This is a genomic window from Microbacterium sp. 1154 (assembly GCF_031455375.1).
GTDB lineage: Bacteria > Actinomycetota > Actinomycetes > Actinomycetales > Microbacteriaceae > Microbacterium.
Map to the genome: position 1 here is coordinate 87,196 of NZ_JAVDSN010000006.1, position 20,171 is coordinate 107,366.

Below are 20,171 nucleotides of genomic sequence, written 5' to 3' on the forward strand. Positions count from 1 at the left end.
TGGTCGAGATGACGGCAGGAAAGGAGAGACGACATGTACGGCAGACGGGATCTCGTCGACGCGCACCTCTTCCTGCGCGGGCGTCTCTCGGCGGCGGTCCTGCGGTCCGACCCCGACTCGCCCGACCGTCCGCTGCGGCGCACGTCGACCGGCATGGGGATCGGCGCCGCCGTCGCGGCCGCCGCGATCGTGGTCGTGGTCGTGCTCAACCTGTTCCTGTTCACGACGAACGACAGCTGGCGCGAGCAGCGCGGCGCGCTCCTCGTCGACGAGACCACCGGTAGCCGCTACGTACTCATCGACGATGTGCTCCACCCCGTCAGGAATCTCGCATCCGCCGCCCTTCTCGTCGGGGGACCGCCATCGGTCGTCCGGGTCTCGAGTGCGGATCTCGCGTCCGTGCCCCGGGGCCGCGCGGTGGGGGTCGAGGGTCTTCCCGACGAACTGCCGTCCGCGTCGTCGCCCGCACCGACGTGGATCGCGTGCGCGGCCGACGACACGACGTCCCTGACGATCGGCGGAGCGCCCCGGACCACGCCCCTGGGCGACGGCGACGGAGTGCTCGTGACATCGGGTGGGCAGCTGTGGCTCCTCTGGGACGGGGTGCGCTCGCGCGTCGCAGATCCCTGGGCCGCGCGCGCGATCGGCTTCGAGCCGACGCAGGCTCGCCCGGTCGAGCCCGCGTGGCTGGACACGATTCCCGGCGGTCGCGACCTCGATCTGTCGCCCCTCACGCTCGGCGGGATCGGACCGGAGATCGCCGGACAAGCGACCACGCTCGGGCAGGTGATGGATGCCGAGGGCGACGGGTCACGCTACGTCGTGACCTCCAGCGGTCTGATGCCCATCACCGAGACGGTCGCGGCGTTGCTCACCGCCGCCCCCGCCTCGGGACTGCCGTCGCCGCGCGCTCTGGACCGGCGTGATCTCGTCACGGCGCAGATCACGGATGCCGCGGCGTGGCAGGACGAGCTGCCCCGCACGCCCCCGACACCGATGGCACCGGATGCGGCGCCGTGCTCGGTGTGGGCAGACGGGCGGACGACCATCGCATCCGTCGAGACCTCCGCGCTCGTCGAGTCCGGGGGAGCCGTCGAGGTCGCCCCGGGCTCCGGGCTCCTCGCCGCCACGGCGGCCGCGCCGGGCGTCAGCGGAATCGGTCTCTACCTCGTCTCGGACGACGGCACGAAGTATCCCGTCGCCGACACCGCCACGGCATCCGCCCTCGGGCTCGACGCCTCTCGTTCTCCTGCCGTGCCGGAAGCGCTTCTCGCGCTCCTGCCGACGGGTCCCACGATCGCGACGTAGGAGAGGAGGCGCCCGAAGGTTTCGCATCCACGTCCCCATTCGTTCGAACTCATCCCCTCATCACCCCCGAACAAGGAGAAATTCATGGCACAGCTCACCGGTTTCGAAGCAGGAACCCTCCAGCAGATCATCAGCCGCACGATGGAGCAGGTCTCCGCGATGGAGGCCGCCCGCGGCCGCGTCGAGGACGCCACCCAGACGATGGCCGCGGCGGCGCGAGCGGAGGCCGGCATCGTGCTGCAGCGCCGGCTCACCGAGTGGCAGAGCGAGTACAGCGACATCAAGAACAAGCTCGACGTCCTCAACACCCAGGTGCAGGCGTTGCTGACGCAGCGCACCAACACCGACGACTCGACCACGTCCAGCGCCGCGGCCTGATCGCCCCCCTTCCCCCCGAAAGGAAAACGCTATGTCCTTCAACGTCGACCTCGTCCAGTTCGAGGTAGCCAACCAGTCGCTCAACAGCTCCTGTCAGGAGGTCGAGCAGATCCTGCAGAACATCTACGACACGATCCGCCCGATGGGCGAGGCCCAGTGGGGCCGCTCGCTGCCCGTGTGGGGCGAGCTGCAGCAGCGCTGGAACGTCGAGTACGAAGAGGTCCAGCAGGCCGGCCTCAACATCAAGAACGCCGCCATCCGCGTTCGCGAGGAGTTCTTCGACGGCGACGTGCGCGGCGCGGCCGTCTTCAACTGAGCACGACGGGGTACCCGCCGTCGGGCGGGTACCCCGTGACCCCGACGAGAGGAGAAATCGTGGCAGATGACGGTACCCGCGTCGCCTTCGATCGCGAACAGTACAAGCAGGTCAAGGCGTTGGTCCAGGACGTCGAGACCACCACCGACGACGCGCTGTACGGCACGGATGGCTACGCCATCAGCTCGGATCTGCGTGCCCAACCCGTCGAGGCGAGATGGGAGGCCGCCGCGCAGGTCGGCAACACCGTCTCGGCACTCGCCGGTCAGGTGCGTTCGTTCACGGACACCTTCACCGAGAAGACGCTGCCCGAGTTCCGCGACCAGCTGGACAAGGCGGAACAGCTCTTCGAGGAGACCGACGACCTGAGCGCGGTGCAGGCCCAGGCCTGACGCGAAACCCATCCCGAGAACCCCCTGCGAACGAGGAGACGACATGGCCGAAGACGAGACCACCACGGGCTCAGGCGACCACGGAGCGACGGGCGCAGGGGGTTCGACGAGCGGGTCCACCGCGACGGGGGACATGGGGTTGGAGGCGCTCCTCGCTCTTGTCGCGGGCGTGGAGGACAGCGGGCTGGCGACGGTGCTCGACGAACTGCAGACCGCCGAGAACGGATGGATCGGCGGGACGCCCGGCGGCGCGGGGCGTGACGACTGGTCGGCGGACATGCGGTACGGGTACTTCCACTACGAGGACAACGTCCGCACGTACGAGCTCATCAACAACCCGGAATCCGGCGTGCGTTTCGCCGACGCCTTCCAGGCGCTGAGGAACAACGTCGCCAAAGTGGCCAGCGACAACGGCCCCGGGCTCAGCGCTCGACGCTCCGATACGGCGGCCGCCCTGTTCGAGAAGTTCACTTCCGTGATCGGGCAGAACGCCGAAGAGATGTCCGCGCGCGCGACGGCGCTCGGGGCGGAGGACTCGTCGATCCGCGGGTCGGCGGCGACGGCTCTGCTGGCGCAGCTCACCGCTCAGCGGAAGTCCCTCGAGTCCATGCACCGTCAGCTCACCGATGACGGCGGCGTCGGGGCCAACCTCCGGACGGTGGCCGAGGCGGTACGCACCTTCGAGACGTCGGTGCAGAACACGTGGAACCAGCACCAGGAGGCCATCGCCAATCGTGCGGCCCAGGCCAAGTCGGCGGTGATGGAGGACATCGTCCGGTACATCGAGGAAGCCGACCGGACCTGGCGCGCCGGGGCGAAGGGACGCAACGGCATGACGGTCGAGCACGCCAAGGGCGTCTTCGCCGCGTACACCTGGGGCGACCGTGCACAGCTCGCCCCGCCGGGATTCACCGGCGTCGGCGGAGATCTGCGGAGCCCGTCGACGTACGGCCCGATCAACCGCGCGATCTCGCAGTCGGTGCGCGATGTCCTCGCGACGGCCGCCGCCGAGGTCTACGCGGCCCAACAGACGCTCGAGACGGCCCTGCGATCCTCGTTGCGAGCTCTCAAGCAGATGCAGGACCCGACCGCGATGCCGGAGGACTCGTCGGTTCCCTACCCGGGAGGGAACGGAGTCGGTGGTGACGGCTCGGGCGGGGGCAACAACCTCCCGGACCTGCGCGATCTGCTCGAAGACGTATACGGGGACGGCGGCGACGGCGAGAACGGTCCGGGCGGCGGCGGCGGAGGCGCATCGGGCAACGGCGACGGTGTGTTCGGCGACGGTCCCGGGGGCGGCGGGGGAGCGTCGGGCAACGGCGACGGTGTGTTCGGCGACGGTCCGGGTGGCGGCGCCGGAGCTTCGGGCAACGGCGACGGAGTCTTCGGCACCGGTCCCGGGGGCGCCGGAAGCGGTGCCGCGGCCGGGGTCGGCGGCGGGGGCGCGGGCTTGGCGAGCGGAGCCGGTCTCGGCGACGGTGGGGGCTTCGGCGCGACCGGCGACGGTACGGGTTCGGGTGGCGCTGGTGCCTTCGGCGGATCGGGCTCCGGCGGCGCGGACGGCCTCGGAGCGAACGGCTCCGGGCCGGACGGCGCGGGGACCGGCTCGTGGTCCACCGGCGACGCCGGGAGCGGCCAGGGCATCGGTGGCGTCGGTGTCGTCGGTACGCCCGGGGGCGGCGGGGGTGGCTTCGGAGGCTCGCGCGGGACCACCAGCGGATCCGCCGGCCGACGGCCCGGGACGAGCGACGGTGCCTACGATGACGGGGCGTCGCTTGTTCCCGATGACGTGGCCATGCCCGACCTCGACGAACCGGTGGCGGACTTCGCCGGGCTCACAGCTCCCACCGAGTCCGGAGGCGGCGCCGGTGTGAACGGAACGGCGCCGGCGCCCGGAGCCGGTCTTTCCGATCTCGGGTTGCCGGGAGCGGGCGCCGGCGGCGGTGCCGGCTGGACGACCCCCGGAGCGACCGCGGGCGGTACGGGTGTCGGAGGGGACCTCGGCATGGGTGCCGGCAGCACGGACTCCGACTGGTCGGCGGGCGGTGCCGGGTTCGGGAACGATGTCGGCGCGGGTCCCAGCGGTGCGGGCGGTGCCGGCGCGGACGGGTCGGCGGCCGGCGGCGGCGCGGGCTTCGACGGCGGTGCCGGCGCGGGTGCTCCCGGCGCCGGTGTCGGTTCCGACGGGGCCTCGGGCGGTGTCGGCTTCGGCGAGGGTGCCGGTGCGGGCTCCGACTGGTCATCGGTCGGTGTCGGCGCGGGCGGGGGCGGATCCGGCGCAGACTGGTCGACCGGGGGAGCCGGGTTCGGGAACGACGTCGGCGCGGGTTCCGGCGGTGCGGCGGGCCCCGGATCGGACTGGTCGACGGGCTCCGGCGGTGTCGGTTTCGGCGACGGCCTCGGTGCGGGTTCCGGTGCGGGTTCGGACTGGTCGTCGGGCGGTGCGGGGGGTTCCGGGTCGGACTGGTCGACCGGCGGTGGCGGTGCGGGCTTCGGCGACGGCTTCGGTGCGGGTTCCGGTGCGGGTTCGGACTGGTCGACGGGCGGTGGCGGTGCGGGCTTCGGCGGTGACACGGGCGCCGGCGCGGGCGGTCCCGGATTCGACTCGCTTCCCGGCGTCGGTGGCACCGGGGACGATTGGGCTGCCGGCGGCGGTGCCGGTGCCGGGCAGGACGGTGGCACCGGATTCGAGTGGTCGCCCGGACGAGGTGTCGACGGTCCCACCCCCGGCATCGGCGCGGACGCGGGCGACTTCGCCGCGGGCGGCGGTTCGGGCTTCGGTGGCGGTGGTGGCATGAGCGATCTCCCGAACGTCGGCGGTGGCGGATATTCGCCCGGCGGAGGCGTCGGCGGGGCCGGCATGCTCGGAGACGCCGGCTCGGGCATCGCCGGCTCGGGCGGCGGAGCGGGCGACGCAGCGTCCTTCGGCGCCCCCGGCGGCGGCGCCGGCGGAGACACCTGGGGCGCGACCGACGGCGTCCGCGGTCAGGACGATTTCGCCGCGGGCGGCGGAGCAGCCGGTGCCGGAGCCGTCAACGGCGGCGCGGCCGGCGGCGGAGGGATGGGCGGCGGAGGGATGCCGATGATGCCGATGTCGCCGCAAGCACAGGCGTCGCGCGACCGGGACCGGGAACGCAACACCTGGCTGTCCGAGGACGAGTCCGTCTGGGGCACGACCAACGCGGACGGCAACGGGGTCGTCGGCCTCGGCGAGGAACGCGAGCCGGTGCAGCCGACCCACGTCCCGGCCGGTGTGGCCGCCGGACGTGCGCCCGTCGCGCGCAGGCGCGCCGAGACCGGCGCGTCCGAAGAGGCTGCGGTGGCGCAGCAGAAGGGATCATGATGCAGTTCACCGGAGACGACATCGAGCAGATGATGGCGGAAGTGCGACAGACGCACGCCGATCTCGCCGCGCGCGCCGCCGACATCGACGCGCTGACGGCGACCGCGACATCGAAGGACCGTGTGCTCAGCGCCACGGTGGACGCGCGCGGTGTGCTCACCGATCTGCGTGTGACGGGCCAGTCGTGGCGCGAACTCGCGCCGAAAGAGCTGTGCGCCAAGATCGTCGCCGTCGTCGCACAGGCGCAGCGCGAGGTGCAGGAGCGCGGTCAGGCTCTCCTCACCGAGAGTGGACCGGACGGCCTCGATCCCGCGGCGGGACTTCCGACCGCCGACGAGATGACGGCCATGATGCAGACCATGGTCGACCAGCTGCAGGGCGGTCGCCATGAGCGGTGACCGCTTCGCCGCCGATCCCGACCGTCTGCGTCAGAGCGCACGACGGATCAGCGCCCTGCACAGCCGGGTGCGGGGTCTGTCCGCGACCGTCGAGCAGCTGGCATCCCGTTATCCGAATGCGGCCGGCGACGGCGACTTCAAGGAGTCGTACGACACGAACTACGTGCCGGCGGCCGAGGCCGCCCGGGCGTTCACCGCTCAGCTCGCGGCCTCTGTCGAGGAACTCGCCCAGGACACCGCGACCGTCGCCGGCGAGTTCGCGGAGACGGAGAACGTCGCGGTGCGTGAGAGCCGACACCAGAAGTAACCGGCGCAAGACCGGCCCGGCGGAAAGCCACCGGGTGATCGAGGAAGGGGGACGCGATGGCGCTCATGGTCAGCAACGAGGCCGCGAACCTCTTCCTGGTGCTCGCGGGAGAGCGCTTCCCGATGGCGAACGAGGACCAGCTGCGCGACCTCGCGCGGGGCTGGCAGATGGCGGCTCGTGAGCTGAACGACCTCGACGGCGACCTGCGCCGCGATCTGATGGCGACGCAGCGCGGCTTCACCGGCAGAAGCCGCGACGCGTACGACCAGTACATCGTCTCGCTCACCGAGGGCGACGCTCTGCGCGAGGTCGCCGAATCGATGCTCTCGAGTTCGCAGTTCCTCGCGAAGCTCGCTCTCGACGTGGAGTACACCAAGTACACACTGATCGGTGCCCTGATCGCGCTCATCGCCGAAATCGCCTGGGCCATCGCCATGGCCGTGCCGTCGTTCGGATCGTCCTTGGCGTGGCTCGCCGCGCGCAAGGCGATGTACTCCATCTTGTTCCGTACGGTGCTGCGCAAGCTCCTCGCCGAGATCGCGAAAGGGGCGGCGTTCAACGTCCTGAGCGAGGTCGCCATCGACGCGGTCGCGCAGCTCGCACAGATGGCGGAGGGCAATCGCACCGACTGGGACGGTGACAAGACCTCCGGTGCGGCGGCGGGCGGCGCCCTCGCGGGCATGTTCGGCGGCGCCGTCATCGTCGGTGGCGCGGCGATCGGCAAGGGCCTCGGCAAGGGCGCCGGCGACATCGCCGTGCCCGGAGCGGGAAAGGGCGTGGGCGACGACGTTCCGGACGGCGCGCCCAGCTCGAGTCCGACGCCGTCTTCGAGCCGGCCGCCGAGCCCCAGCCCGGCCCCGAGCCCGGCCCCGAGCCCCCGTTCGGACCCCACTCCGACGCCCAGCTCGAGCCCGACGCCCGGCCCGAATCTGACGCCGGGCGGCTCGGGGTCGCTGCCGGTTCCCTCGACGACGGGAGCGGGACCACGCCCGCACGGCTGGAGAGAGACCGGTCAGGGCATCGTCACGGACTTCGCCGGCGAGGCGTTCGTCGAGGTGATGACGGAGGGCACGTACAACGCCATCCAGGGCCAGGGGTTCGATGTCAGCGCCGGCGGAGTGATGTCGGCGGCATCGTCCAGCATCGGCACGGGCCTCGGCGAGGCTGCCGGATTCCACCTCGGCGGTGGGTCCGCTCAGAGCGGCGGGGATGCCACGGGCGGTGGGGATGCCACGGGCGAGGGGACGCGCGGGGACGATCGATCCGTCGCGACGTCCGACGGCGGCGCGGCGGATCCCGCCCCGATGTCGGTGACGATTCCGGGCTCGGGCTCGGGCGCGGGGGCGGGACGAACCCCGGGGCCCACCGGGACGCCCGGCGCAGGAGCGGGCACGGGCCCGGGCGGACGCCCGGCGGACGAACCCGACCGCGCCGGGCTAGGGCCGGAGCCCGGGCGGAGATCTTCCGGTGCGGAGAAGCCGTCCGGGTCCACCCTCCCGCCGGCGCCGCGGGGGGAACGCCCGCACGCCGAGTCCTCGATCGGGGCGGCGGCACGGACCGATTCGACCGCCCCGCGCCCGGTGGCATCCGTGCCCTCCGAACAGCCCTCGTCACCGGATCCTGTCGGTCTGTCCGCGACTCCGGGCGCCGCTCACGCGGCGACCGCGCACCCCGGGGCCTCCGGCGGACCGGGGACGCCGACCGAGACGCGTACGACGGACGGCGAAGGCGCGACGGGTGACCGCGGCGAGACGGCGACCGGACCGACGGCGCCGCCCGACTCGGCGACGACCCCCGGTGTCGAGGCGCGGCCGGCTCCCGCCCGTCCCGCGGACGCGGTGACGCCGAATCCTGTGGTGGCGTCCGGCTCTACGGCGACACCGAACCCCGCGGTGACGGCGGACCCCGCGGTGACGGCGAGCTCTACGGCGACGCCGGACTCCGCGGCGACGGACGCGACCGGCCCGGCGCCGGCAGAACCCACCGGCTCGGCACCGGTGGACACGGGACCCGGCCGCGCGGCGTCCGACTCGGCGGGGCCCGGCGAGGCGGTCGCCGGGATGCCCGCCGCGACGCCGGCCGACGCGGTCGCGCCCGACGAGACCACCGCCGCGACGACCGAGCCCGCCCCCGCCGAGACGCCGGCCCCGGTCGGCACGCCGGTCCCGACGGCGACGGACGCGGCGACTCCCGGCCCCGCGGCGGCCGACGCGCCGACGCCGGAACCCGTGGCGACCCCGGCTCCGGGACAGGCAGCTTCGGCGACGTCCGACCCGGGAGTCGCTCCCGGCGCGGTGCGTTCGGATGCGGTGCCTGCCGACGCGGTGCCTTCCGACGTGGCGACTTCCGGGCCGGCGACGCCTGGCGCGTCTACGCCGGGACCCGTGCCGGCACCCGTCTCGACGACAACGCCAGATCCGATCGCCGCTGAGCCGGCAGCGACATCCGGGCCGGCGACGTCCGACCCGTCGACGCCTCGACGCGAGGCGACGCCGGCCCCGGTGCTGGCGGAAGCGGCGACGCCCACACCGGCGGAGTCGGACGCGGCGACCCCCGGTCCGGCACCGGCCGACGCGTCGGCTCCGGAACCCGTGCGGACGCCGGCTCCGGGACGGGCCGACTCGGCGACGCCCGAGCCAGGGGTCACGGCCGACGCGGCGCTGACGGACATGCCGACGCCCGGGCCGGCCACGTCCGACGCGCCGACGTCTCGACCCGCGACGTCAGCGGATCCCTCGCCGCTAGACCCGGTGACGCCCCGCCCCGCGGTGACGCCCGACCCCGCGGCGGCGGACGCCGGGACGGCCGGCCCCTCGGCGACGCCGGACCCGACGGCTGACACGGTGACGGCCGAGCAGTCGGCGACGCCCCCCGCCACCGCGACGCCTGACTCGACCACGCGGCCCGGTCCGACGGCCGACGCCGGAGCGGACGGTGCACAGCGGGGGCGACCGCAGGACGACGTCCGCACCGACGCCGAGGATGGCACCGCTCCACCCGTTTCGCCCGACGGCGGGTCAGACACGTCGCGCCCGCCGGCCGACAAGGTCGAGCCTGATCGCCGCGCAGAGAGTTCCGCAGCAGACGGGCGGGAGTCGGCCGAGGCGTCACCGGCGGCCTCGTCCGCGGCGTCCCCCGATCGCGCGCGTTCCGCGGGAGACCCCGCTCCCGTTTCCGCGACGGCCGATCCGACGGAGACCCCGAACGGCTCGCCGGGTGAGGCGACGGCATCCGGTCGCCGTCCGGGCCGCACGGATGCGGTCGACTCTTCCGCCGACATGGCCTCGGGCGGGCTGGCCGTCGCGCCGGCGGCCGGGCCGCGCGCGGACGCACCGGCGCCCGCCTCGGGGACGCCCGCACCGACACGGCAGACCGCGCCGACGGACGCGGTACCGGGAGCTGCGCCGTCGAAGGCCCCGACGACCGTCCCGCCGTCAGCGCCGCCGACGGGGTCGACGTCGTCGCCGTCCACGCAGCCGAAGGCATCGACCGCGCTGCCCTCAGCCCTTCCGGCGTCTTCACCGACACCGGCCCCGACGCCGGCGCGCGTCAGCCCGGGGCTCGCGGCCGTCGGCACGGCCCCGGGTCAGCAGAAAGGCGCGCTGCAGGAGGCGGGCGGCCACCCGGCGCCGGGGCAGGGACCGGCGAGCACACGCCCCGCGGTGCCGTCCTCACCGACGGCCGTGGCGCCCGCGCCGGCGGCGTCCCCCGCGGCGGCGACGCCTTCGTCGTCTCCGGCTCCGGCGTCGCCCACCCTCTCTCCGCCCCCGCCGCCTCCACGGTCGCACCGCGCGCCGCGAACCCCCGCCCCGGCGACCGCGGGCCCTTCGCGGACCGACGGCAGCCCGACTTCTCCGCGGCCGACTGCGCAGCCGCCGGCACCGAATCCGCGACGGCTCGCCGCGAGCGACGAGGGATGGCGGCACGCGCCTGATGCGACAGCGACGTGGTCGGACCCCTCCACCCCCGTCCGCGAGTCGGACTGGCGCCCCCGACTGGCGTCCGCGACGCCGCATCGCGTCGACCAGACCGCTTCCGACGTGCGCACCGACAGGCGGACAGGACGGCCCGACCGCTTCGAGGGACGCCTCGCCTACGACCGAGCGCGCGTCGTCGTCCCCGATGGTCGAGCGATCCAGGTCTACACCGTGCGCGTGCACCTGGTGCGGGGGACCGGCGTCACCGACGCACAGATCACCGCCGCACAGGATCGCGCCCGGGCGAGCGTGACGGACATCGTGAATCGCGGCTACCGGCTCCCCAGCGGCGATCAGATGCAGCTCGACGTCGAGTTCACCCCCACCGCCGCGACCGCGCACGCCACCGTCCGGGTCGTCACCGGCGTCGACGAGGTGGGGACGACCGGCCGGGGGCCGGAGGGAAGGCCGGTCACCGAGACGGACCAGCGGACGTGGCGGGCCGACGAATCCGGAGCGGTATTGACGCACGAGCTGCTGCGTTTCCTGGGCGTCGCCGTCGAGTCGCCCGATGCGCGGCGCATCTCCCTGCATCCGCGTCATCTCTGGGCGATCGAGCGCATCGCCGACGGCGAACACCGACTGCCGGACCGGCAGTATCCGGCCAACGACCTCCTCCAGGGCCAACCGCTGCCCGTCTCGACCATCGACGACCCCCGCGACCTGCGGACCCAGGTCGCCGGTCATCTGGGCGTGCGACCGGACCGTGTGTCGCGGTCCCTGGGTCTGGACGATCGGTCGACGGCGGCGGAGGTCGCTGCCGCGTGGCGCGGCGTGCTCGCGTCCGGGGTCATCACGGTCGATGGGCAGACCGCCGCGGTGCGTCGCACCGACGTCCGCATGCCGGCCGTGACGCCGACAGCGCCCGCGGCGAAACCGGCGGCGACCGCCGACGCCCCGGCGACAACGAAGCCCGAGACCCCGGCCGAGGATGTCTTCTCTCGCACGCAGAACGTGGAGACCGGGGACAAGAAGTCCCTGAGCACCTCCCACCAGGTGGCAGGGCAGGTGACGGTGGCCGCGGGCTTCGGGCCGGGGTACCCCGCCGTGACCTTCGGCCTGGGCGCCGGCACGGGCTCCGATCTCGGCGTCAAGACGACGCTCAGCGAGTCGGCGACCCCGGCGACCGCACCGACGCCCACGCACGCCGCGGTGTCCCTGGCACTCACGACGGGCGCCAGGACGACACCCGTCCGCGTCGACATGACCCTGTCGATGCCCGAGCTGGAGCACACCGCGCCACACGCCCGCCCGCAACGCGGACGCGCGCCGGGGGCGCCCGCCGACCCGCGCAGCGCCGACCTCCGCGGCATCCGTCCCCAGCGCGCCACCCATCTCGACACCGCCGCCGTCCGCCCGACGTCGCAGAGGGACGTCGACGCGCTCACGAGCCTGCTCACGGTGTCGGGGGCGGCGGCGGCCAAGGGCGACTCCCTGACGTTCTCGGTGGATGCCAGAGCGCCGGAGGTCACCTTCCGCGGTGTGTCCGCGGGGTCGAGCAAGACCGCGAGCAGCACCGCCTTCTCCTCAGGCTGGTCGAAGAACAACGAGCTGAACGCCACGATCGGTGCGCGCGGGCGCGTGCGCAGCTTCTTCCGCACCGGCGGCGGCCTGACCGTGACGCTGAGCGGCCAGCACGGTGGATCGAAGGAGCTGAAGCACTCCAGCTCCCGCAGCGACGACGACAAGCTGGCCGTCTACACCCTCTCCCGTACGGTCCGGGTGGCGTCGGGGCGCGGCGCTCCGCAGCCGGTCGAGGTCCGTACGACGTTCTCGGTGCCGATCGCCGATGCCGCGGCGCGTGGGCTGTGGATGCCGGATGCCGTCGCCCCCGCCACCGGGAACGCACCGTCCGTGACGCCGGGCGCCGACACCGCCTTCGATCCGTCGAAGGACTCCTTCGTGTCGGCGCCCCCGGACCTGGCGGACCAGATCGCGACGGGACTCGGGCTGTCGGAGAAAGGCGCCGGTGCCGTTGCGGGTCGGTTCGACGGAGACGCCGGCAAGGCCTCACTGCACGACGCCGCCACCGGCGGGGCGGCCATCACCTGGCAGGAGGGCGGCCGGACGCACCGTGTCACCGTGCAGGCCGACATCGCCCTCACCAACGCCGACGACACCACCGCCAGCGTTCCGACCAAGCGCGAGGAGTCCCTCGCGAGCAAGCTCGAGATGACGGTGGACTCCAAGCGCGGTCAGCGCATCACCTTCGGGGGGCTGCTCCTCGCCGCGTCCGGGGCCCCGGCGACGAGCGCACTCGGCCCGGATTGGGGTCGCGCCTCCGCCCAGGTATCCGCCGGGCACCAGCGTTCGGTCAAGAGCTCGGCATCCCAGACGCTGAAAGAGACGCGTGCGGCGTCCGGTGACACGCCCGCGGCGTACCATCCCGCACACACGACCCTCCGGGTGGTCCACGAGTCCACCGCGGATGCGAACGTCTTCCAGCGTGCTCTCGCGGGCGGCCGGCTCCTCGGAAGCGGTCCGGCGAGCAGCCGGCACCGCGCGGAGACGCCGAATGCCGGCCGGTCGATCCCGGTGAGCGGGGTCGTCGTGCGTCGTCCTCAGCTGGACGGCGCCGCGCCGACCTCCTCTGGCGGGCGCACCCTCGTGGGAGCGGTCCGTGACAGCGCATTCCGCGCGATCGACGTCGCGGCTCTCGGCCCCTTCGCCAAGGTCGAGCGCATCCACGGGCACGAGGTGCACGCCGAGGTGCTCGAGGCCGCGCTCTCCAAGCGCGGCGACCTCACCCGCGGACCCGGCGCGCGACACCGCCGCATCTGGGGCAGCGGGAACTTCTCGAGTTGGGGCCCGTCGACCTTCGACACCACGTCCGGCACCACCTCCCGCACCCACGCCCTCACGCGATCGCCCTTCACCAAGCCGGGCGAGGTCACCGCATCGTCCGTCGCGGCGCTCGCGTCCGACACCGGACTCCGCACGATCGCGAACGCCGGGCTCGGCGGTCGCCACGTGTCGACGGGCGATATGACGCTCACCGGCAAGCTCGGCGACCTGCGCGGCTCGGTCGAGGTGGAGCAGCGCCTGGGCAACCCCACGTTCGTCACCACCCGACAGGACCGGACCTTGACGCGCGGCTCCGGGGAAGACCGGGGCGTCGGAACGTCACGGGAGTGGAACGTCGGCGTCGGCGGCGACGCGATGCTGCGCGCGGTGGTGCCGGGCTCGAAGAACCGTTTCGTCATGCAGGGAGGGATCAAGGCGGGGTACACCTACGGCCGATCCGCGGATCACAGCCTGTCGACCGGCAGATCGACGGAGCGCAGCCGGACGGGGGAGACAGTCGTCCTCCGCTTCGACGCCGAACGCACCTATTCGCCCACCCTGGAATTGCGCCGGTGGCGGTGGCGTCGAGGGTTCGACAACCCCTCGTACACCCGCTACGAGCCGGCGTCCGTGGACGTCGAGCTGCCCGCCGCCGAGGCCGCGAAGCTGCTGCTGGCACACGGTGCCGCTCTGCCGCCCGAACTGAGCGCTCACGCTCCCGCGGCCCCGGCGTCTGGTCCGTCCGTCCCGTCACCCGCTTCGGGAGTCACCGGGTCGTCTGCGGGCCCGAGCACGGGAGCTTCGGCGGGCCCGAGCACGGCGCCGTCGGTTCGTCCCGTGGGGCAGCCGGGCAGCTACGAGATGACCCCGCTTCCTCGCCCGCAGCCGTCGCCCGGCGGTGGGACCGCGGCGACGAACGCCCCGAGTGCCTCGGCGACCGGGACCGGCGACCCCCTCGCGCCGTACCGCGACGACTCCGATGCCGTCGTCGGGCACAGCACGATCTCGGCACAGGATCTCGACTCCATGGATGCCACCTGGCGACCGCCGGGCGTCGGGGACGCGGATCGCGGATTCATCGCCGCCGAGGTTCGGCGTCTGCTCACCGAGGCGCCGGGCTCCGGGTTCCTCCGCGATGCGATCGTCGGCCCCAACCGGGTCACGATCCCGCTGCCGGGAAGCTCGTTCAGCCAGCGGACGGCGACGATCGAGGTCACCGTCGCTCATCGACCGGATCCGACGGATGCCGAGAAGCGGACGACCCTGACGGGGGAGAAGCTGTCGACGGACCGGTCGCACGGCGTCGCCCGAAAGAGCAGCAGCTTCCACGCCGTCGATGTCGGAGCCGACGGTCGGCTGGGATTCAACACCCGGGCCGATGCCGACATCGACCACCCGGGCGCGGAGATCGCCCCGCAGCACGACGTGACCGCGTTCAACCGCCGATGGGACAAGAGCGCGTCCGAGCCGGTGTCGCCGACGGTGACCGTCACCGCCGAGCACGAAGCACTGGAGCAGCATCACATCCCCGTCACCTTCGACGTGGACGTGAGGATCCACGAGCACGTCAGCGGTGCCATCGACGCGATGCTGCCGCGCAGCATCACCGAGGGAACGCATCAGACCCTTCCCCCGCTGTCGTTCACGGGTTCTCTCGACATCCTCGAGCCGCAGAACTCGCCGGAGGTGATCGCGTCCGCGCCGCCCGCGCCGAGCGCCAAGCAGTTCCGTCTGCCGGCGGCGGGAGCCTGGCGACCCGTGCGGTGGGACCACACGGGAGGCGACGCCATCCGGGCTGCGGTGCACGCACGTCTCGGTTCGCTCGGGGCCGAGCGGCCGGGCGACGTCTACGACGAGGCGCTGCGTGTGTCGATCTCGGACGGCTCGCTCTTCGCGGCGCTTCCGCGAATCGTCTCGGGCGAGACGTTCCGCTCCGACGACCTCATCGCCCGCCGCGGGGCCTTCCGCGACGTCCGGTCGCACGTCTCCGTCTCCGGCGCGCTCGTGGCGCCGTCGATCCGGTTGGACACGACCGCGCCGGAGACGACGCTGAAGCATTCCGTCGACCTCGGCACCGGTACGGCCGCCGGGCGAAAGCAGGCGGACGAGACGGGCGCGACCCTCCAGTTCGGCATGTTCGGCGAGACCGATGGCGGCTTCGCTTTCGGGGGGTTCACGCCGTCGTGGAAGGTGTCGTCGAGCCGGACGGACGAACACGGGGAGGACGTCAAGACCTCCGAGAAGATCACGCACAAGGGCCGGTCGTTCATCGTCGACGCGCACCTGCGGTTGAAGGTGGATGCCGGGACCACGACCGTCGTGAGCAGCGACGGCGAGCGGCGACCGGACGAGATCGATGTGCCCGTGGTGCTGCAGGTATGGGAGCAGCAGCTCGGCGCCCTCGATCTCGTGGTGCCCGCCGACATCGCGGGCGACGAGGCCCGTGACGCCGACGCCGCGCGCGAGACCGCGAAGGCGGCGGCGCGCGAGGATGAGGCTCGCGACGCACGTGAGGCGGCCCGGCAGCGGGCGCGGGACGCAGAGGATCGGGCCGAGCGGGAACGTCGGGCCGAGGAGGATCGCAGGGCCCAGGCGAAGGCGGAGGAGGAGCGGAAAGCCGACGAGAAGCGGAAGGCGGACGCTGAGGCTGCGCGCAGGGCCGAGGAGGAGCGCGAGCGTCGGGAGGCTGAGGAGAAGCGCAAGGCGGAGGAGGAGCGCAAGGCGGAGGCGGAGCGCAAGGCTGCGGAGGAGCGCGAGCGTCGTGAGACAGAGCGCAAGGCGGAGGAAGAGCGCGAGCGTCGGGAGGCGGAGCGCAAGGCCGAGGCGGAGCGCAAGGCCGAGGAGGAGCGCAAGGCTGCGGAGGAGCGCGAGCGTCGCGAAGCCGAGGACAAGCGCAGGGTGGACGAGGAGCGCAAAGCTGCGGAGGAGCGCGAGCGTCGCGAAGTTGAGGAGAATCGCAGGGCGGAGGCGGAGCGCAAGGCAGCGGAGGAGCGCGAGCGTCGCGAAGCCGAGGACAAGCGCAGGGCGGAGGCGGAGCGCACGGCCGAGGTGGACGCGGAGGCGAAGCGGAAGGCCGAGGCCGAGCGGAACGACCTCGAGGAGAGACAGCGCCGGCACGACGAGGACCAGCGCCGGCACGACGCCGAGAAGGCCGCCGAGGACGCTCAGACGGATGTTGAGGACGACAGCTCCGCGCGCGATGACGACGGCTACGAGGCCGACGACGAGGCCGACGGCGACGATTCCGACGACCAGTCGGGCTTCGGCTGGGGCTCGGACGACGGCGACGACGACCGCGAGTCGACCTCCGCCACCGACGATGCGTCGGTCCCGTCGATTCCGCCGGTCCCAGGCGTCCCGGCCCCAACGGTCCCCGCCTCGGCGGTCCCGACCCCAACGGTCCCGGACCCGGCGGTCCCGGGTGCACCGCCGCTGCCCGGACCCGACGGTCCGTCGCAGACCGCCGCGGTCGACGACACCGACTCCGAGTACGTGACAGCCCCGAGCGAGCCACCGTCCGACGCGGAATACGTCACGGCGGCAGAGCCCGAGGTCGACGAGCCGCCCTCCCGCCCTGCACCGCCCCGGCCCCGCGCCACGACACCGCCCCCCGCGGCGCCGCCGCCCCCGTTGGCGTCGGCCGACGGCATCCGGGATCTCCCGTCACCAGCCGTCCAGGCACCCCTCCCGTCGCCGGGCCACCTTCCCGACGCCCCTCCGCCGCGTGCGGTGTGGATCCCCGATGCGCCGATGTCGGGATACGTGCCCGAGGAGGAGGACGAGCACGAGGACGACGGCGTCCTGCTTCCCGATGGCACGACCACCGGGGACGGGTCGGTCTTCGACGCCCAGGCTTTCTTCGACGATGCGCTCGCGGGAATGAGCGCACCAGCCGGGACTGCCGCGACCAGATGAACCCTGCACGCCTCCGCGCCCGTGGTCGAGATGAGGAAAGGGGATGCCGTGTCGTCGATCACCGTGGAACGGACGGGTTTCGGGATCGTCGTCGCCGCCCCGGGCGACGCGGAGACCGCGTCCCTTCTCGATGGATTGCCCCCGCTGCGGGCCGCGCGCTATCTGGTGGCGACGCCCGCTCTGGAGCAGTCGCTGCGGGAGGCCGCGCCCGAGGTCGTCGACGCGGTGCGGCCCCACCTCGACGGCACCGTCGTCGTCCCGGCCGAGGGACTCGCCGCGGAGGGTGCGGACGGTGCAGAGACAGGCAGCGCCCGGTTGGCCCGACTGCTCGGTGTTCCGGTCGTCGCGCCCGAGGGGCGTTTTCTTCCGTGTCCGGGCACGCTGTTCTCCGTCGGGAGGGGGGACGGCTGGATCACCCGGACCCCGCAGGGCGCACGCGTTCCCTCCGGACGGCGCTACCCGGCCCCGAGGTGGCAGCAGCACCTCCCCGCGAACCTGGCCGGAACAGCGCACATCCCCGCCGGGCTCTGGGTGACGGCGGGTGCCGAGGCGCGCCACGCCGTCCGTCTGGCGGGCGTCGCGGTCAGGGAGGAGCAGCTGCTCGTCGTCGTGGGCAGCCCGGCGGAGCCGGCTCCGAGCCCGGAACGGCTGGAGACGGTCCTGCGGGCACTGCCCGCGGAGGTGCGGTCGGCGGTCGTGCTCGTCGGCTACGGTCCCGGCAGCCTCGATCTCGCCACCGTGCGCGACCTGGCCGCGACGCTGGAACAGCCGGTCCGCATCGCCCACGGGGTCGAGATCGACGGGAGGTCGGTCCGGCTCGACGGGGACGAGACCACGCCGCCGGCGACGCTCGCGACCGAGAGCGTATGCGCCCCCAACGGGTCCGTGCGCCTCGAGCGTTGGGAGACGCCGCCCGGTCTCGTGCCCGCACCCGCGGGCGGTTACCGCTTCGACGAGAAAGCGCGGACACGTCGCCGGGCGAGCGCGGACTGGCAGGTGCACATCGTCCCGACGGGGCTGCTGGTGGCTCCGGTGGGGGAGCGGCTCGTCGAGTCCGGCGCCGCCGCCACGGTCGGCGATGCGCTGGGCGTCTACCTGCAATGCGACGGCGCGAGGCGGCCGACGGGGCTGCCGCGCCTGCTCGCCCCCCTTCTCGCGCGCCTGGAGCGCCTCGGGACCGTCGCCATCCACCCGCTCGATGCGACGGCCCGGCGCGTCGTCCGTGACGCGTATCCCGGCCGGTGGGCGCCCATCGAGGCGCTCGCGTTGACTCCGGACGGCAGGCTCGTCGCAGCCACCATGGATGCCAGCGGTGACACCCCCGAGGTCGACGGAGCGGTCGCCGCCGACGAGACGGCCGTCGGACCCACCGGGAACACGGACGCGGTGACGTCGTCGTCCGATCCTTCGGGACACTCGGTCGGCGGGCGGGACCGCCCCGACGCCGCGGACCGCGCCCTCCCCTCGGGGGGCGAGGAGCCACGGTCGCCGGGGAGCCCGGTCACGGTCGACGCCGTCGTGGGCGGCGTAGGCGAGACCCGACCCTCGCGAGGGAGTGCCGTCGGCCGTCGAGCCCGTGGCCCGCTGGCCACGGCCGCCCTCGAGGGCGAGCACGCCGACGCGAACCGGTCGTCGCCTGCTCCGCCCGAGCCCGGTGCCCTTTCCGTCTCCGACGGGGGGTCCGGCGCTCACGAATCGCCCATGACCCGGTCGAGTGCCGCGCCGACGGCGGCCGCCTCGTCCGCGCCCGCCGCGGAGCACCCGCGGGCGTCGTCCGACGCCGCCACACCGTCGGCCGCCTCGGCCCCCACCCCGGCCGCCGCCACTCCGGCTGCCCCGGCCCCTGCCGCGCCCGCCCCGGCCCCTGCCGCGCCCACCCCGGCCGCCGCCACTCCGGCTGCCCCGGCCCCTGCCGCGCCCGCCACGGCCGGCGTCACTCCCGCTGCCGCCCCAGCCCCGCCCGTCCAGACCGCCCCCACACCGGCGACCCCGCAGGCCGGAGGCGCCCCGCGGGCGGGCCTGACCCGTGCCCTGCAGGGATCGGCGTTCACCCCCGCACCCGGCCCCGCCTCGCGGACGGGGAGCATCCCCGGCGAGCCACGGCGCACCTCCCCGCACGACCCCGTGGCCCACGTGTCCCCGTCCGGTGCGGCGCCCGCCCCGCCCGCCGCACCGGCCCCGACCGCGCCTCTACAGACGACCGCTCCCGCCCGGCCGACGGCACCGCAACGGGCGACCCCGCCCGCGCAGACGACCGCCACCGCATCGCCGAGCGCACCCGCGTCGGAGCAAGCGAGCGCCGGCGCGGTCGAAGCGGCATCCGTTCCGGCCTCATCGGTGCCGGAGCGCGCGCCGGTTTCGTCCGTCGAACCGCCCGCCGTCGCCCTCCCTCGCCGTCTGAGCGAGGTGCCCGTCGGCGCCCGCTCGACCGCGGAGCAGCGGCACGGCGTACGGACGGCGCTCGGTCCGCGGTACGACATCGCCAGTCGTACCGTGTCGCACCTGCTCGCGCAGCAGCCCGGCATGCGGGCCTCCACCGGCGACCGCTCCGCCATGCTGACGGGCCTCTCGCTCGTGCGAATCTTCGCAGCGGAGCCGCACGCCGAGTATGACCTCGACTTCCACATCTGCCTCGCGGAGGGACTCGCGATGCTCCCCACCGCTCGGACGGTCGTCGTCCGTGGCATCCCGTCCGCCGCCGGTGCCGCGCCGGGTGACGTCCTCCGGCTGCGGATGCCGCTGGTCGCCGCCGCCGCCGACGGCCCGGCGACCGGTCCGGCCGAGGCGCTCATCTGGACCACGAGCGGCCGTCGGCTCGACCGCGTGCTGCACGGTGTGACAGGGGCGGAGGACATCGCGCTGCCCGCCGGCATCCGTCTGCGCGTGCTCGAGGGCGACGGCGGTCCCGCCGCCCGGATGCTCCTCGCCGAGGAGGGGGCCGGGACCGAACGGGCACTCGCGAGGCTCCGTTCGGCGGCGGAGGCGCGCGGTGACCTGCGTGCGCACACGGACGACCGTTGGCTCGGCGATCTGCCGTCGGCGGCGTGAGGGGC

General features: G+C 74.0%; 9 protein-coding genes. All 9 read left to right on the plus strand.

Annotation, left to right across the window (positions count from 1 at the left end):
* Window positions 1-33: 33 nt before the first annotated feature.
* The 9 genes from eccB (at window position 34) to J2X55_RS15825 (ending at window position 20,166) form a co-directional block, all read left to right on the plus strand.
* On the plus strand, window positions 34-1,308 hold the full coding sequence (gene eccB, locus J2X55_RS15785) for a type VII secretion protein EccB (RefSeq protein WP_309824565.1): 1,275 nt from the start codon (window positions 34-36) through the stop codon (window positions 1,306-1,308).
* An 84-nt stretch (window positions 1,309-1,392) separates the two neighbouring features.
* Entirely contained in the window at window positions 1,393-1,686 is a 294-nt protein-coding gene (locus J2X55_RS15790; RefSeq protein WP_103206313.1) for a hypothetical protein, read from the plus strand.
* Window positions 1,687-1,717: 31 nt separating this feature from the next.
* A complete protein-coding gene (locus J2X55_RS15795) occupies window positions 1,718-2,002 on the plus strand; it encodes a hypothetical protein (RefSeq protein WP_103206314.1) in 285 nt (94 codons plus the stop codon).
* Window positions 2,003-2,061: 59 nt separating this feature from the next.
* A complete protein-coding gene (locus J2X55_RS15800; protein WP_103206315.1) occupies window positions 2,062-2,394 on the plus strand; it encodes a hypothetical protein in 333 nt (110 codons plus the stop codon).
* A 43-nt stretch (window positions 2,395-2,437) separates the two neighbouring features.
* Entirely contained in the window at window positions 2,438-5,737 is a 3,300-nt protein-coding gene (locus J2X55_RS15805) for a hypothetical protein (protein WP_309824566.1), read from the plus strand.
* The gene (locus J2X55_RS15810; protein WP_115920915.1) at window positions 5,734-6,135 is read left to right on the plus strand and encodes a YbaB/EbfC family nucleoid-associated protein; all 402 of its coding nucleotides are present in this window, start codon (window positions 5,734-5,736) and stop codon (window positions 6,133-6,135) included. The genes J2X55_RS15805 and J2X55_RS15810 overlap by 4 nt, the downstream gene beginning before the upstream one ends.
* Window positions 6,125-6,442, plus strand: a complete 318-nt coding sequence (locus tag J2X55_RS15815; protein WP_115920913.1) for a hypothetical protein — start codon at window positions 6,125-6,127, stop codon at window positions 6,440-6,442. Before J2X55_RS15810 ends, J2X55_RS15815 begins: the two co-directional genes overlap by 11 nt.
* Window positions 6,443-6,498: 56 nt before the next feature.
* Entirely contained in the window at window positions 6,499-17,118 is a 10,620-nt protein-coding gene (locus J2X55_RS15820; protein ID WP_309824568.1) for a hypothetical protein, read from the plus strand.
* Between the two features lie 48 nt (window positions 17,119-17,166).
* The gene (locus J2X55_RS15825) at window positions 17,167-20,166 is read left to right on the plus strand and encodes a hypothetical protein (RefSeq protein WP_309824569.1); all 3,000 of its coding nucleotides are present in this window, start codon (window positions 17,167-17,169) and stop codon (window positions 20,164-20,166) included.
* Window positions 20,167-20,171: the final 5 nt, after the last annotated feature.